The organism is Mesorhizobium sp. LCM 4577 (assembly GCF_001854795.2).
Lineage (GTDB): Bacteria > Pseudomonadota > Alphaproteobacteria > Rhizobiales > Rhizobiaceae > Mesorhizobium > Mesorhizobium plurifarium.
In genome coordinates this window covers 1-15,172 of sequence record NZ_MDDU01000027.1, presented here as the reverse complement: position 1 = coordinate 15,172, position 15,172 = coordinate 1, and the positions used below count along the sequence as shown (strand labels likewise).

15 protein-coding genes are annotated in these 15,172 nt (G+C 65.3%); 11 read left to right on the top strand and 4 right to left on the bottom strand.

Annotation, left to right across the window (positions count from 1 at the left end):
• The first annotated feature begins 193 nt into the window (after positions 1-193).
• Both LCM4577_RS24305 and soxR read left to right on the top strand, forming a co-directional pair.
• A complete protein-coding gene (locus LCM4577_RS24305) occupies positions 194-655 on the top strand; it encodes a tRNA (cytidine(34)-2'-O)-methyltransferase (protein WP_071073868.1) in 462 nt (153 codons plus the stop codon).
• Positions 656-789: 134 nt separating this feature from the next.
• Positions 790-1,233 carry a redox-sensitive transcriptional activator SoxR gene (gene soxR / locus LCM4577_RS24300; RefSeq protein WP_040989700.1) on the top strand — a complete coding sequence of 148 codons (444 nt, stop codon included), beginning with the start codon at positions 790-792 and terminating at the stop codon, positions 1,231-1,233.
• A gap of 7 nt (positions 1,234-1,240) precedes the next feature.
• Here soxR and LCM4577_RS24295 read toward each other — a convergent pair whose 3' ends face one another.
• A complete protein-coding gene (locus tag LCM4577_RS24295) occupies positions 1,241-1,498 on the bottom strand; it encodes a hypothetical protein (protein ID WP_040989701.1) in 258 nt (85 codons plus the stop codon).
• Between the two features lie 121 nt (positions 1,499-1,619).
• On the opposite strand from LCM4577_RS24295, the gene hemF reads away from it, so the two are divergent.
• The 5 genes from hemF to LCM4577_RS24270 all read left to right on the top strand — a co-directional run bounded on the left by hemF (position 1,620) and on the right by LCM4577_RS24270 (position 5,408).
• On the top strand, positions 1,620-2,534 hold the full coding sequence (hemF, locus tag LCM4577_RS24290; protein ID WP_041004471.1) for an oxygen-dependent coproporphyrinogen oxidase: 915 nt from the start codon (positions 1,620-1,622) through the stop codon (positions 2,532-2,534).
• Positions 2,535-2,793: 259 nt separating this feature from the next.
• Positions 2,794-3,054, top strand: a complete 261-nt coding sequence (locus LCM4577_RS24285) for a DUF1344 domain-containing protein (protein WP_040989703.1) — start codon at positions 2,794-2,796, stop codon at positions 3,052-3,054.
• A 321-nt stretch (positions 3,055-3,375) separates the two neighbouring features.
• Positions 3,376-3,561, top strand: coding sequence for a DUF1059 domain-containing protein (locus LCM4577_RS24280; RefSeq protein WP_040989704.1), 186 nt, complete (start codon positions 3,376-3,378; stop codon positions 3,559-3,561).
• 233 nt (positions 3,562-3,794) lie between these two features.
• Positions 3,795-4,373, top strand: coding sequence for a hypothetical protein (locus LCM4577_RS24275; RefSeq protein ID WP_071073866.1), 579 nt, complete (start codon positions 3,795-3,797; stop codon positions 4,371-4,373).
• 72 nt (positions 4,374-4,445) lie between these two features.
• Positions 4,446-5,408, top strand: coding sequence for a S8/S53 family peptidase (locus LCM4577_RS24270; protein WP_083354839.1), 963 nt, complete (start codon positions 4,446-4,448; stop codon positions 5,406-5,408).
• A 24-nt stretch (positions 5,409-5,432) separates the two neighbouring features.
• Here LCM4577_RS24270 and LCM4577_RS24265 read toward each other — a convergent pair whose 3' ends face one another.
• The 3 genes from LCM4577_RS24265 to LCM4577_RS24255 are packed head-to-tail and all read right to left on the bottom strand — an operon-like array spanning position 5,433 to position 8,004.
• On the bottom strand, positions 5,433-6,701 hold the full coding sequence (locus LCM4577_RS24265; protein ID WP_071036127.1) for a CCA tRNA nucleotidyltransferase: 1,269 nt from the start codon (positions 6,699-6,701) through the stop codon (positions 5,433-5,435).
• Positions 6,698-7,330, bottom strand: coding sequence for a CoA pyrophosphatase (locus LCM4577_RS24260; RefSeq protein ID WP_040989708.1), 633 nt, complete (start codon positions 7,328-7,330; stop codon positions 6,698-6,700). The genes LCM4577_RS24265 and LCM4577_RS24260 overlap by 4 nt, the downstream gene beginning before the upstream one ends.
• Complete coding sequence (locus LCM4577_RS24255; protein WP_371410073.1) at positions 7,330-8,004, bottom strand: DUF1285 domain-containing protein; 675 nt, start codon at positions 8,002-8,004, stop codon at positions 7,330-7,332. Before LCM4577_RS24255 ends, LCM4577_RS24260 begins: the two co-directional genes overlap by 1 nt.
• Positions 8,005-8,158: 154 nt before the next feature.
• Here LCM4577_RS24255 and LCM4577_RS24250 point away from each other — a divergent pair, with 154 nt between their 5' ends.
• The 4 genes from LCM4577_RS24250 to LCM4577_RS24235 are packed head-to-tail and all read left to right on the top strand — an operon-like array spanning position 8,159 to position 15,038.
• Positions 8,159-9,163 (top strand): MoxR family ATPase, encoded by a 1,005-nt coding sequence (locus tag LCM4577_RS24250; RefSeq protein ID WP_071073865.1) that lies wholly within the window; start codon positions 8,159-8,161, stop codon positions 9,161-9,163.
• On the top strand, positions 9,163-10,125 hold the full coding sequence (locus tag LCM4577_RS24245) for a DUF58 domain-containing protein (RefSeq protein WP_071073863.1): 963 nt from the start codon (positions 9,163-9,165) through the stop codon (positions 10,123-10,125). Before LCM4577_RS24250 ends, LCM4577_RS24245 begins: the two co-directional genes overlap by 1 nt.
• Complete coding sequence (locus LCM4577_RS24240; protein WP_071073861.1) at positions 10,122-12,947, top strand: DUF4159 domain-containing protein; 2,826 nt, start codon at positions 10,122-10,124, stop codon at positions 12,945-12,947. Before LCM4577_RS24245 ends, LCM4577_RS24240 begins: the two co-directional genes overlap by 4 nt.
• 3 nt (positions 12,948-12,950) lie before the next feature.
• Positions 12,951-15,038 carry a hypothetical protein gene (locus tag LCM4577_RS24235; RefSeq protein ID WP_071073859.1) on the top strand — a complete coding sequence of 696 codons (2,088 nt, stop codon included), beginning with the start codon at positions 12,951-12,953 and terminating at the stop codon, positions 15,036-15,038.
• Positions 15,039-15,172 lie beyond the last annotated feature (134 nt).

The window sequence follows — 15,172 nt, the reverse complement described above, 5'->3', positions numbered from 1 at the left end:
CGAGCCCCGGATGGGAGCTGCCCGGAGAGGAGCTGGAAGTGCATGGTCATCATGTGTTCCCCTCCATTCGGTTCGGGTTGACGATGGTGGGCATATACTCGACTTCGCAGAAAATGGCCACCCGCCAGTCCAGAAATCGCCGAAAGCCGGAGATGCCTGTGGCCGATCTGCCACTTATTAGCAGGATGCGAAAATGAACGATCGTCTCCGCATCGCGCTCTACCAGCCGGATATCGCCGGCAACACCGGGACAATCCTGCGCTTCGCCGCCTGCCTCGACATCGGCGTCGATATCATCGAGCCGGCCGGTTTCCCGCTCTCTGACCGGGCGCTGAAACGGGCCGGCATGGATTACCTCGAAATGGCAGCGCTCTCCCGCCATGCCGACTGGCACGCCTTCGAGGAATGGCGAAAGGCGCATGCGCGCCGCCTGGTGCTGCTCACCACCAAGGCCGCGACGGCCTATACCGATTTCGCTTTCGCCGCCGGCGACATTCTTCTGTTCGGCCGCGAATCCGCCGGCGTGACGGAAGAAGTCCACCAGGCGGCCGATGCGCGACTGACCATTCCGATGCGGGCGGGTGCGCGCAGCATCAACGTCGCGTTGTCGGTTGCCATGGTCGCGGGCGAAGCGCTCCGCCAACTCGGAAAATAGCTTTCGCGCCTCCGCGCTATCCTGATCCGCCGTCATTCCTGCCCAGGCGCACATCGCCTTTCTCCTGCAATTGCCCTATCGACGTTTCTTGGCTACAAGCTCAACTTAACTTGAGGTCAAGCGGGAATTCGGGAATGGCTCCAGTGAGGGAATTGACGGTCGGCCAGGTGGCGATGCGCAGCGGCGTCGCGGTATCGGCGCTGCATTTCTACGAGGCGCGCGGGCTGATCCGCAGCCACCGCACGTCCGGCAATCAGCGGCGCTACAGCCGCGACGTGTTGCGGCGCGTGGCGATCATCCGTGTCGCCCAGGAGGTCGGCATTTCGCTCGCCGAGATCGCCCGGGCGTTCCAGTCGCTGCCCGAAGAGCGCACGCCGAACCGCGAGGACTGGAACCTGCTTTCGACAGCCTGGCGCGACGCGCTCGACCATAAGATCAGCCAATTGAAAAAGTTGCGTGACGGCCTGACCGACTGCATCGGCTGCGGCTGCATGTCGATCGACAAATGTCCCCTGAGGAACAAGGAAGACCGGCTGGCCCGAGAGGGTACGGGCGCGAGAAGGCTATTGGTGCCCTGACGATTGTTCAGTCAGCCGCCGGCAGCCGCCGCATGGTGAACTCGATCACGTCGCCCGGGCGTTCAAACCAGCTTTCGATCTCGGTCCAGTAGGCCTGCTTCGGGAAACGCTCGAACCACTCCTTTGCCTTGAGGCGCGCTGCCGGGCGCGGCAGCACGAAGGTCTCACGCAGGAATCCGTCGCGCGGCTGGTCTGCGCGCTCGGCGCGCGAGCGCTCCAGTCTCTTCTTCAAGCCATCCAGCGGCGGTCTTGCCGGGGTGCGCACGAAGGAACTCCTTTGCACCTGGGTCAGACAGGACTTGACCCTTGCCTTTAAGAGATTAGGGATCGCGCGCAGAAAAAACGAGTCATTTGTCAGGCGAGCGGGCCTGTGACTGGAGACGGATTTGGAACGACCTGACCTTCCCGTGGGGCTGCCGGCCGATATCGAGCCGAAGAAGATGAAGGCACGCCTCTGGTTCGAAGCGCTGCGCGAGCGCATTTGCGCCACCTTCGAGCAGCTCGAGCAGGAGATCCAGGGACCGCTGTCTTCATGGTCGCCCGGCCGTTTCGAGAAGACGCCCTGGGAACGCGACGAAGGCAAGGGTGGCGGCGGCACCATGTCGATGATGCGCGGCCGCGTCTTCGAGAAGGTCGGCGTGCACACCTCGACCGTGCATGGCGAATTCTCGCCCGAATTCAGGAAGCAGATTCCCGGCGCCGACGAAGACCCCCGCTTCTGGGCGAGCGGCATCTCGCTGATTGCGCATCCCTGGAACCCCAACGTGCCGGCCGTGCACATGAACACGCGCATGGTCGTCACCACGCGCCAGTGGTTCGGTGGCGGCGCCGATCTGACGCCGGTGCTCGACCGCCGCCGCACCCAGGACGATCCCGACACGATCGCCTTCCACCGCGCCATGCAGTTCGCCTGCGAGAAGAACGCGGCCGTCGCCGACTATCCCAAATTCAAGGCCTGGTGCGACGAGTATTTCTTCCTGCCGCACCGCAACGAGCCGCGCGGCGTCGGCGGCATCTTCTTCGACTGGCTGCATTCGGACGAGGACAAGGGCGGCTGGGACGCCGATCTCAATTTCGTCCAGGATGTCGGCCGCTCTTTCCTGGTCGTCTATGCCCATCTGGTGCGGGCCAATTTCAACCAGAACTGGACCGACGGCGAGCGCGACGAACAGCTGATCCGGCGCGGCCGCTACGTCGAGTTCAACTTGCTTCACGATCGCGGCACCATCTTCGGCCTGAAGACCGGCGGCAATGTCGCCTCGATCCTTTCCAGCCTGCCGCCCGAGGTAAAATGGCCGTAACGATCCGGTGAGCGCGGCGATGGCCGCATTGCTGTACCATTCGCCGAATCTTGGCGGGCAATGTGGCAGGGGTAATATCTTTTTCGTATAATATCCTTTTGAAAAAATTGAGTTATTCAAGGTTGCCGGGCCGGGAAGCGCCGGCGGCCGAAGCGGAGGTCACTTGCCTCCCGCCGGCCGTGATCCGACGCGACTTGACGGCCCTGACCAATGAGGGCGCCTTGCCAAGCGGGGCGCCCGCATCCCAGGAGAGCATGCCATGCGCAAGCTTATCGTGACGGCGGCAGCAGCCGCCTTTCTCGCCTCCGGTGGCGCCGCGTTCGCGGCGGTCAAGCACACCACGGGAACCGTGAAGAGCTTTGACGGAACGGCCATGAGCCTTGTTCTGGACGATGGATCGACATTCAAGCTGTCCAAGGCCTTCAAGGATCCCGGCATTCAGGCCGGCGAGAAAGTCCGCGTGTCCTGGGACATGAGCGGCAAGAACAAGGTCGCCGAGGCCGTCAAGATCATGAAATAACGGCCGGCGATTCCCGGAAAAGTACTTAGCGGTTTTCCGTCCGGAATTGCGTAAGAAACCCGGAATTGCGTAAGGAACAAAGAGGCTAAGCAAGCTCAGGCGGCGCGAAAGGCGGAGCATCCGTGCTCCGCCTTTCGGTTTCCCGGCTTACCGCGCCGACGGCGCTGCGACTCTTCATGCAACCGAAGACGGCGGCGTGTGTTATTGTTGTCCACCCGCGCAATTCCGCCAAAACGCGCAGCCGCTTCCGGCGGGATTGCATGATAATAAATAGCCGGAGCGGCGAAGCTGAGCGGCTCCAGAGCGAGGAAGGGAAAACCCATGAAAGAATTCCAATGCGGATCGCTGGTTCCCGGCTGTGACTGGCACACGCGCGCCGAGGAGGAAGCGGAGGTCATGCGCCGCGCCGTCGAGCATATGCGTGAGACGCATGGCGAGACCATCATCCGCGAAACGATGATCGAGGCGATCCGCTCGCGCATCCAGAAGGTTCGCGACGCCGCCTGAGCAGCCAGATCCCAGAATTCGACTGCCAAACTTTCTGCCGGCGATCTCCCGGGTCGCCGGCAGAAACATTTTCCCGATAATTCAAGCAAATTCTTATATTCGTAGCGGCTTAGATAACCTTGCAGTAACGGTACGCGTGCGATTCTGCGGCCCATGATCCGGCCGAAGGGGCTGCCCGAGGAGCCTTCGCCATCAAGGCGCTGTCCGGAATGGTGGGGCGAGGTGCTTCGCGCATGCGCGAGCGGTCCAACATCGGAGCAGGTCTCTGCGCGGCGGCGCTCCTGTCGTGCGCCCTCCTCTTTGCCTCCGCTGCAATGGCCCAGGAATGGACGACCTCGCTTGTCGATATCCATCAGGGTTCCCCACTCAGCGACAAGGCCAGGGGCCTCGGCAACGGCGGTTACGAGTTGCAGAGTGGGAGCTGGGTGTCGTTCAACCACTGGTACAGTGCCAACTGGGTCGACATGCATGTGGACCTTCTCACCCAGATCACACCCGATACCGGGATTCTTTGGGGATTTGGCACGGGCGAGCAAGCCGAGAAATACCGCATCGAGCCCAGCCTGAAGCTTGGCTTTCTCACCCAGGTCCATCCCAACCCGAACAGCACGCTGTCGCTTTCGGTCACCTCGACCATCGGCGGCGGCCTCACTGAAAAGCCATGCGAAGCCGACTATGGCGACCTTGGCACCTACAGCGTCAATTGCCGGCTCGCGGCGGGCGTGACGGCGCCGGAGGAAACCTTGAAATATCTGGTCAGCGCCAAGCCGGAGACCATGCATCTCTGGTTGAATTACCGTCTCACTTTCTGATCGCGGGAGCCGCAAATGAACATCGTCTCGTGCCCGAATTCTCGCCCTTCCCTGTTTCCGTTGAACTGGGGAATGAAGTTGGGCGTTGCAGCCGCCTTTGCCATTCTTTCGGTGCCGATAGCCTCTGCGCAGGAGGTTCTCAGCGCGGACGAGACGGCTGCGCTCTGCCATGGCGGCGGCTCCATCTGCGTGAGCGCAAGTATCCCCGCGCGGTCGACACTGGCCGCCCAGAGCTGGATGAGCCCCGACGTCGGCACCGCATGGGCAGCCGGCTACAAGGGCAAGGGCGTCACCATCACCTTGGTTGACGACTTCAGCAGCACGTCGCGTTTTTCCGGCAATTTCGGCATCGGCACCCAATACCAGCGGCACGGCGAATGGACGCGCGAGGAGGCAAGCATGATTGCTCCGGCGGCGACCATACGCTCCAAGGATTTCTCGACCGGCACGGCCGTTTCGCTGGCGAGCGGCCGCAACGTGCTCAACCTCAGCTACGGCATGTACACCACCGCGGGCTACAGCCCGAACCAGATCTGGTGGGCTCCGGAGGAGGCTTCGATCATCACCTACGCCACCAAGGGTTCGGCCATCGTCTCGAAGGCGGCCGGCAACGACTCGGTCGCCGTCGGCGGGATCACCGGTGGCCAGCAGGACTATCTCGACCTTGCTCTGATCGGCAAACCGACGGCGATCTTCGTCGGCGCGCTGTCGACAAACGGCACCACGGCCAACAAGGCCCAGCTCGCCTGGTATTCCGACTATGCCGGCTCCAACCCGGCTGTGCAGAGCCACTTCCTGGTGGTCGGCGTCGAGGGCGACAAGACCGGTCTCTACGGAACGTCTTTCGCCGCGCCCATCATCTCCGGCTATGCCGCGATCATCGGCAGCAAGTTCACCAAGGCGACGCCCGTTCAGATCACCAATGACCTGCTCAACACCGCCCGCACCGACACGCTGGTGAACTACGACCCGTCCATCTACGGCAAGGGCGAGGCAAGCCTTTCCCGCGCGCTCGCCCCCGTGGCGATCCATTGACTGGCGCCGGGCTGCCTGAACAGGCTAGATTTCCAGGGCCTGCGCGGCGCGTTTCATGAGCGCGCCGCGTTCCAGGGTAAAACCCGACTCGACCCATTCCTTCTCAAGATTCTTCAGCGTCGCGCCGAGCTTCGGCCCCGGCGAGGCGCCAAGCGCGGTCAGGTCGGCGCCCTTGATCGGAAACACCGGCTTTTGCCATTTCAGCGTGAAACTGAGCAGGCGTGAAAAACCACCGGCTTCCATCATCGCCTGATTGTCCTCGACGGCGCGCGTCCGCGCCGCGGCAAGCGCCAGCCGGATGCGGTCGAGATAGCCGCCGCGATCGCCGTAATAGAGTTTCCTGGCCAGTTCGGTCTCGGTCACCTTGGCATCCGGCGCAACGGTCAGCGCCCAATGCCGCAGCCGGCCGGCATCGTCGTTCGACAATCGCAGCCGCTCGCCTAGCGTCTTCATACGCACGGCATCGGGCGGAACGATCGCCTCGAGCCTCAGCATCGGATCGGGGGCCCAGCCGAGATCTTTTCCAGCCTTGACCAGGCCATGGATGGCGTCGATGCCCCATTTCTCGCTTTCCGGCAGCACGGCGGTGAGCACGCCGGCCTGGCGCATCCAAAGCAGCGCGCGCGACGGATCCGCGGCCGACAACAGCTTCTTCACTTCGGACCAGACCCGTTCGGCGGAAAGCTGAACAAGCCCGTCCTTCAGTCTTGCGCAGGCCTTCAGGCCTTCCGCGTCCGGCCGTCCATCACCATACCAGGCAAAGAACCGGAAAAAGCGCAGGATGCGCAGATAATCCTCGCGGATGCGCGCTTCCGCGTCGCCGATGAAACGCAACCGCCGCGCCTCCATATCGGCGATGCCGCCGACAAGGTCGACGATCGTGCCGTCGGCTTCGGCATAGAGCGCGTTGATGGTGAAGTCGCGCCGCTCGGCGTCCGCTTTCCAGTCGCGGCCGAAGATCACTTTTGCCCGCCGCCCGTCGGTCTCGACATCGGCCCTGAGCGTCGTCACCTCGTAAGGCTTGCCGCCGGCGATCACCGTGACCGTGCCATGCTCGATTCCTGTCGGCACCGTCTTGAAGCCGGCCGCAGCGGCGCGCCGGATCGTTTCCTCGGGCACGGTGGTCGCGGCGATGTCGATGTCGGCGACCGGCTGGCCGATCAACGCGTTGCGCACCGCGCCGCCGGCGACGCGCGCTTCCTCGCCGCCCTGCTTCAGCGCCGCAAGAAGCTTCTGCAGATGCTTTTCAGCCAGCCAATCGGCCCTGCCCGAGAGTGACGCCTCAGCGCTCAACCATAAAGCCTTTCATAGAGCGTGCGGATGATGCCGGCGGTGACGCCCCAGATGCGCTGGCCGCCATAAGGCATCTCGTAGAAGAACCATTCCAGCTCGTTCCACATGCGGCTGTCGCGCGCGTGGTTGGCCGGGTCCATCAGGAAACTCAAGGGCACCTCGAAGGCGGCATCGACTTCATCGGCATTGAGCGTCAGCGAAAAATCCGGCCGAACAATGGAAAGCACGGGCACGATGCGGTAACCGCTGCCAGAGACGTAGTCGGGCATACGACCGACGATCTCGATATGCTCGCGATCCAGGCCGATCTCCTCAAAAGTCTCGCGCAACGCCGTGGCTTCAGGGCTCTCGTCGGTCGGGTCGATGGTGCCGCCCGGAAAAGCCACCTGGCCGGAATGGCTGCGCAGCTTCTCGGCGCGCTTGGTGAAGAGCACCATGGCGCCCTCGGCGCGGTCGATCACCGGGATCAGCACCGCCGCGTCGCGCAATGGCTTGACGCGTTCGAGCCTGGGATGGCCGGGATTGAAGCGATGATCGCCGAAATCGTCACCTGGCTGCGCCTCGGCCTGCGCCGCGACGCGCGCCCGAAAATCCGCAATCGAAAACGGCGCCGGCGTCACCTGGTCCATCACGCGCTCAGCCGTCTGAGCTTCTCGGCCGGCATGATCGGATAGACCTCGCCGCCCGAGCGGACCGAGAACATCGTCTTGCCGTCGATGTCGATCTCCTCGCCATGCTCGACCAGTTCGTACATGACCGGCCGCGCCACCAGGGCTTCCAGCCGCCCGCGCACCAGCACATAAGGCTTCAACCCGCCGGTTTCGTCCTCGTCGACGAAGCGTAGCGGATGGCCGGGTCCGGCGGCGACGACGTCGCCGACATTGGTGCGGAAAGTGATGACCTGGTCGTCCCCGCTTCCGGAAACATTCATTTCGACGGCGATGAAGGGCGCGTCGGCGACGCGTATTCCGACCCGCTCGACCGGCGTCACCAGATAGGTCTTGCCGTCGGCATCCTTGCGCAGAACGCTGGAAAAAAGCTGTACCAGCGGCATGCGGCCGATCGGCGTGCCGAGATAGAACCAGGTGCCGTCCGCCTTGATCTCCATGTCGAGGTCGCCGCAGAAGTCCGGATTCCAGCGCTCGACCGGCGCCGGCCCCTTACCGGCCCGCGCCGCGCGCGAGATCAGCGCCTCCAGGCCCCGCGCCTCGGTGGCGCCAGTCAGACTCTGTTTGCCCAAGCTCTCTTTGCTCAGGTTCTGCTCGCCCGGGCTTTGTTCAAGATGTTCGCTGCGTTCGGCCATGGTCACGAAATAGTCACTGTTGTCCCGATTGTCAGCCTTGTCCGCCGGAGTCTGTGATTTAAGTTCAATTACAGGCGCCAGCTGAGGCCGAATCGCGGCATTCTGCGGCATCGAGAATGCAGGCCGGTATCTCCAACCACAAGGATCGAGCGGCATGAGCGTGATGATCAAGGAAAGCCCGACCAGCGAAAAAGCGATGATCGAGGAAGCCGAAAAGGCGCTGGCCGACATCTCCAGGGTCCGCGACGCGGTCGGCCGGGTGATCTTCGGCCAGGAAGCCGTCGTCGAGCGCACGCTGGTGGCGCTGCTGGCGGGCGGCCATGCGCTGCTGGTCGGGGTGCCGGGCCTCGCCAAGACCAAGCTGGTCGAGACGTTGGGCATCGTGCTCGGCCTCGATTCGCGACGCATCCAGTTCACGCCCGACCTGATGCCGTCGGACATCCTCGGCTCCGAGGTGATGGAGCAGGACGAGTTCGGCAAGCGCTCCTTCCGCTTCATTTCCGGGCCGATTTTCACGCAATTGCTGATGGCGGACGAGATCAACCGCGCGTCGCCGCGCACGCAGTCGGCGCTGCTGCAGGCGATGCAGGAATATCATGTCACCATCGCCGGCGCCCGCTACGACCTGCCTTCGCCCTTCCATGTGCTGGCGACGCAGAACCCGCTGGAGCAAGAAGGCACCTACCCGCTCCCCGAGGCCCAACTCGACCGCTTCCTGATGCAGGTCGACATCCTCTATCCGGAAATCGAGGCGGAACGCCGCATCCTGCTCGAAACCACCGGCGTCGACGAAGCCAAGGCCGACAAGGTGCTGCAGCCGGCGAGATTGAAGGAAATCCAGACGCTGATCCGCCGCATGCCGGTGCCGGAAAGCGTCGTCGAGGCGATCCTCAAGCTGGTTCGCTCGGCGCGGCCCGGCCAGGGCGATGCCGAGACCGACAAACACGTCGCCTGGGGGCCGGGTCCGCGCGCCAGCCAGGCGCTGACCCTGTGCGCCCGCGCCCGCGCCCTATATGATGGCAGGTTGGCGCCTTCGGTCGACGACGTTCGCGCCCTGGCCGAACCGGTGCTGCAGCATCGCATGGCGCTGACTTTCGCCGCCCGCGCCGAAGGCACTTCCGTGCGTGACGTGGTGGCGAAGCTGGCAAAAGGCATCTGATGGGTCGAATAGGCGAGGTCCAGGCACCGGTTGCGACGCGCGACGCGCTCGCCCGTGGCCGGTTGCGGGCTTCATTGGTGCCGGACCTGCTGGTCGAGGCGCGCCGTATCGTCAACACGGTGATCGCCGGCTGGCACGGCCGCCGCAAGCGCGGCATTGGCGAGAATTTCTGGCAGTTCCGGCCCTATGTCGAAGGCGATTCCTCGCGCATAGACTGGCGCCGCTCGGCGAGAGACGACCATACCTATGTGCGTGACCGTGAATGGGAAGCCGCGCACACCGTCTGGCTCTGGGCCGACCCCTCGCCTTCCATGCTCTACAAATCTGCCGCGGCAAGCGTTTCCAAGGAATCGCGCGCGCTGGTGCTGGCGCTCGCCCTGGCCGAGCTTTTGTCGCGCAGCGGCGAGCGCATCGCCTGGCCGGACCTGACCGACCCGTTCACCGCCCGCAACGGCGCCGAGCGCATCGCCGCGCAGCTGAGCCACGCCGCCGCGCTACCCGCCAAACCGGATCTCTCGGCCATCCGCCGCTTCTGCGACATCGTGCTCGTCAGCGATTTCCTCGATCCGGCCGAGGAAACCATGGCCTGGCTCGACGTGCTCGCCCGCCACGGCGTGCGCGCGCATCTGATCGAGGTGGCCGACCCGGCCGAGGAAATCTTCCCCTATGCCGGCCGCACCGAATTCACCGATCCCGAGACCGGCGACAAGCTGACCGCCGGCCGCGCCGAGATGCTGGCCGAGGAATACCGCCTGCTCTACAAGGCCCGCCGCGAGGAACTGGCCGCCTGGTGCAAGCGTCTCGGCTGGAGCTACACGGTCAACCACACCGACCGCCTCGCCTCCGAGGCGCTGGTGCGCGTCCACATGGCGATGACCGTGGAAGGCGGCCATGCAGGGTTGATTGCCAGAGGCAATCATACCGGGTCAATTGCCAATCGAGCCGGAAAGGCGGTCGCATGAGCTGGCTGCCGCTTTCCTTCGGGGCGCCCATGGTGCTGTGGGGCCTTCTGGCGCTGCCGGTGATCTGGTGGCTGCTGCGCCTCACCCCGCCCAGGCCGCAAACGGAGGTTTTCCCGCCGCTGAGAATCCTCGCCCGGGTCCTGCGGCGCGAGGAAACCCCGCAGCAAAGCCCGTGGTGGCTGACGCTGCTTCGGCTGCTGATGGCGGCGCTCGTCGTGATGGCGCTGGCCGAGCCGGTCTTCAATCCGCGCGAAAAACTGCCGGCGGAAGGTGCTGCGCTCGCGCTTGTCATCGACAATGGCTGGGCAAGTGCGGCCGACTGGAACAAGCGCGTCGCCACCGCCGAGCGGCTGATCGCCGACGCCGGTTCGAACGGCGTGCCGGTCGTGATCGCCTTCACCGCCGAGAAGCCCAATGCCGAGATCGGTCCTTTCGACGCCTCGGCCGCGCTCGATCACCTGCGCGCCGCCAAGCCACGGCCGATCCCGACCGACAGGCCCGCCGTCTACGCCCGCGTCGCCGCCGCGTTGGAGCGCCTGCCTGGCGCCAGCGTCGCGGTGCTTGCCGATGGGCTTGCCGCCAAGGGCGACGAGGCCGCTTTCAAGACGCTGCTCGAAAAGAACGCAACCCGGCTGGTCTGGGCCACATCCGATCGGCCTTCCGTGACCGGCCTGATCGGCGCCGACAACCAGGTCGACGGTTTCGCGCTGACCGCCATCCGAGCGCCGGGCAATCCGGCGCCGGCGCAGGTCACCGCGGGTGCCTTCGACGACAAGGGCCGCCGCATCGCCGATGCGACGCTGACCTTCGCGCCGGGCGAAGCCACCGCCACGGGGACGATGGCGGTCCCCTTCGAGCTGCGCAACGATTTCGCTTCGGTCGCGCTCGACGGCGAGCACCAGGCCGGCGCCGTGCGCGTGCTGGACGAGAGCTCGAAACGCCGCCGCGTCGGCCTTCTGTCGCAGGCCGAGGCCGACCAGGCGCAGCCGCTTCTGTCGCCGCTCTACTATATTCGCCGCGCCCTGCAGCCCTTCGCCGACCTGGTCGAGCCGTCGAGCGCCGATCTGGCCGACGCCATTCCGCAGCTTCTCGACCAGAAGCCGGCGATGATCATCATGGCCGACGTCGGCACCATCCCGGCGCAGGTCAAGCAGCGTCTGGTCGACTGGGTCGACAAGGGCGGCACGCTGGTGCGCTTTGCGGGTCCCCGCCTTGCAGCGGCCGGCAATGACGACGATCTTTTGCCGGTCAGGCTGCGCAGCGGCGAGCGCGCGCTGGGCGGCGCGCTGTCCTGGACCACGCCGCAGGCGGTTACCGAATTTCCGAAGAACGGTCCTTTCGCCGATCTTTCCCCGCCCTTCGAGGTGACGGTGAGCCGGCAGGTTCTGGCCGAGCCGACGCCCGACATCGTCGAGCGCACCTGGGCCACGCTTGCCGACGGCACGCCGTTGGTGACGGGTATGAAGAAGGACAAGGGCACGCTGGTGCTCTTCCATGTCACGCCCGAAGCCACCTGGTCGAACCTGCCGATCTCCGGCAGCTTCGTCGAAATGCTGAGACGCGTTGTGCAACTGTCGCGCAATCAGGGCGCGGCCGTTGCCAACGCCGAGGCCAAGGCCGTGTCGTTGGCGCCTTACCGCATGATCGGCGCCGACGGCATGCTGACGCCACCCTCGCCGGATGCCCGGCCGCTGGTGCCCGGCGCCGGTCCGCTGCCGGTGACCTTGGAAAATCCGCCCGGCCTCTACGGCTCCGAGACGGGCGTCTTCGCGCATAATCTGCTCGACGCGTCGAGCACGTTCGCGCCGCTGGTCCGCCCGCAGGTTTCGCTGCCGGTGACGGCCATCCCCTATGCCTTCGACGAATCGGAGAACCTCAAGGGACCGCTGGTTGCCATCGCGCTCCTGTTGATGGCGCTCGACACCTTGGCCGTGTTCTGGATGGGCGGCCTGCTGGCGCGCCGGCCGCGCCGCGCAGGCACTGCGGCGGCGACCGCCGCGGCCGTCCTGGTCGTGCTGGGCGGGGTCTTCGGCCATGCCGATCTTGTCCGCGCCGACGATTCGAAGCCCGGCGACGCGCAGGCGATCGAGGATATTTCGAAAACCCGCATCGCCTATGTCATCACCGGCGAGCCGGGCGTCGATTCGATCAGCCGCGCCGGCCTCGAGGGTCTCACGCGTTTCCTGATCGAGAAGACCGCGCTCGAGCCCGGACCGCCGGCCGGCGTCGATATCGCCAAGGATGAACTGTCCTTTTTCCCGCTGATCTATTGGCCGATCGATGCGACGGCGCCCATGCCCAGTCAGGCGGCGATTGCCCGCATCGATGCCTATATGCAGCAGGGCGGCACGGTCCTGTTCGACACCCGCGACCAGTTCTCCAACGGCATCGGCGCCGGCTCGGCAAGCCCGGCGACCGAGCGGCTGCGCGACATCCTCGGCAATCTCAACGTGCCGCCGCTGGAGCCGGTGCCGTCGGACCACGTGCTGACCAAATCCTTCTTCATCCTTCCGGAGTTCCCCGGCCGCTTCAACGGCAGCCCGCTCTGGGTCGAGGCCTCGCTCGACGCAAGCAACACCGAGAACCGCCCCGTGCGCACCGGCGATGGCGTCTCGCCGATCATGATCACCGCCAATGATTTCGCCGGCGCCTGGGCGATCGACGAGAACGGCGATCCGATGCTGCCGACCGTGCCGCCGGACCCGATGCAGCGTGTCTACGCGCTGCGCGCCGGGGTCAACATCATGATGTACATGCTGACCGGCAACTACAAATCCGATCAGGTGCATGTGCCCGTGCTGCTCGAACGGCTGGGGCAGTAGGTCATGAACTGGTCGATCTCTTTCGAACCGCTTCTCTCCTGGCCGCTCTTCGGCCTGCTCTTCGTGCCGTTGCTCTTGCTGGCGCTGGTCGGCCTGTGGTTCCGCCAGCGCGGCTCGGCATTGCGCTTCATCGCGCTGCTCGCGCTTGCCGCGGCTTTGCTCAATCCCGTTTTCCTCGCCGAGGAGCGCGAGGCGCTGAAGAGCGTCGTCGCCCTCATCGTCGACCGCAGCCAGAGCCAGGACATCGGCGATCGTGCCAAACAGACCGACGAGGCGCTGGCGGGCCTTCAGCAGCGTCTTGCCCGCTTCAAGCAGTTCGATGTCCGCGTCGTCGAGGCCGGCAAGTCCGAAGCCGCCGACGACCGCACCGAAACCAGGCTGTTCAGCGCGCTGGAGGGGGCCTTCCGCGACGTGCCGCCGTCGCGCATCGGCGGCGCCGTCATGATCACCGACGGCGAGGTGCATGATGCGCCGGCCGGCACGCCGGAGTTCAACGCGCCGCTGCACGCGCTGATCACCGGCAACGAGCATGAGAAGGACCGCCGCATCCGCTTCGAGAACGCGCCGCGCTTCGGTCTCGTCGGCAAGCCGCTCGACATGACCTACCGCGTCATTTCGACGGAAGGCGACGGCGCTCCGGTGGATGTTCGCGTGTCGGTCAATGGCGAGCAGGTCTCGGTCGAGCACGCGACCGTCGGCCAGCCGATGAAGCTCTCGGTCACCATACCCAATGCCGGCCGCAATATCGTCCAGCTCGGCATCGACCGGGAACCCGGCGAACTGACCGACGCCAACAACCGTGCGATTGCCCTGGTCGACGGCATCCGCGAGAACCTGCGCGTGCTTCTGGTTTCCGGCGAGCCGCATGCCGGCGAGCGCACCTGGCGCAACCTTTTGAAATCGGACGCATCGGTCGATCTCGTCCACTTCACCATCCTGCGCCCGCCGGAAAAGCAGGACGGCACGCCGATCAACGAATTGTCGCTGATCGCCTTCCCGACGCGCGAGCTGTTCGTCGAGAAGATCAAGGATTTCGACCTGATCATCTTCGACCGCTACCAGCACCGCGACGTGCTGCCGATCCTCTATTACGACTACATCTCCGAATATGTCGAAAAGGGCGGTGCGCTGCTGATTGCGGCCGGCCCGGAATATGCCGGCGAAAACTCCATTGCCCGCACGCCGCTCAACGCCGCGCTCCCGGCCTTGCCGACCGGCGAGGTGGTGGACAAGGCCTTCTATCCGCGCCTGACCGATCTCGGCCAGCGCCATCCGGTGACGCGCGGGCTCGACGGCTCGGCAAGCGAGCCGCCGCATTGGAGCCGCTGGTTCCGCACCATCGGCGTCAAGAACCCGGAAGGCGAAGTGGTGATGAAGGGCGCCGACAACCGGCCCCTGCTCCTGCTCGACCGCAAGGGCGAAGGCCGTGTCGGCATGCTCCTGTCGGACCAGGGCTGGCTGTGGGCGCGCGGCTTCGAAGGCGGCGGCCCGCATGTCCAGCTCTACCGGCGCATCGCGCACTGGCTGATGAAGGAGCCGGAGCTGGAGGAGGAGCGGCTGACCGCCGACGGCCGCGGCATGGTGCTTGAAATCCGCCGCCAGACGATGAGCGACGATCCGGGTCCCGCCCAAGTGATCACCCCCTCCGGTAAGACCGTAACGGTGAAGCTCGAGAAAGCCGAGCCCGGCATCTTCACCGGCAGCCTGCGGACCAGCGAGATCGGCCTTTATCAGATCGGCAATGGCGACCTCACGGCGCTTGCCCATGTCGGCCCGATCAACGCGCCGGAATTCCAGGACGTGATTTCGACCGAGGACAGGCTGAAGGCGCCGGCCGAGGCGACCGGCGGCAGCGTGCGGCGGCTGGCGCCGTCATCGACGCTCGCCAATCTCGCCGGCGGCGTGGCCCTGCCGTCGATCGTGCCGGTCCGCTCCTCGGCTGCCGCTTCGGGCGACGATTGGATCGGCCTGCGCACGACCGACGACAGCACGCTCAAGGCCGTGTCGCGCGTGCCGCTGTTCGGCGGCTTCCTCGGCCTCGGCCTCTTGCTGCTCGCCATCGGTTCGATGTGGTATCGCGAAGGGCGGTGAGTGCCGCCTTCCCCTTCTCCCCTTGTGCAGGGCTGTCCGGGGAAGGTCGCAGGTGAATCGAAATGCCGCATGTGCATGCCCCGTAAGACGGGGATTTTCCGTCTACCTTCTGGTTGTCGAGACTCAGAAAGGGA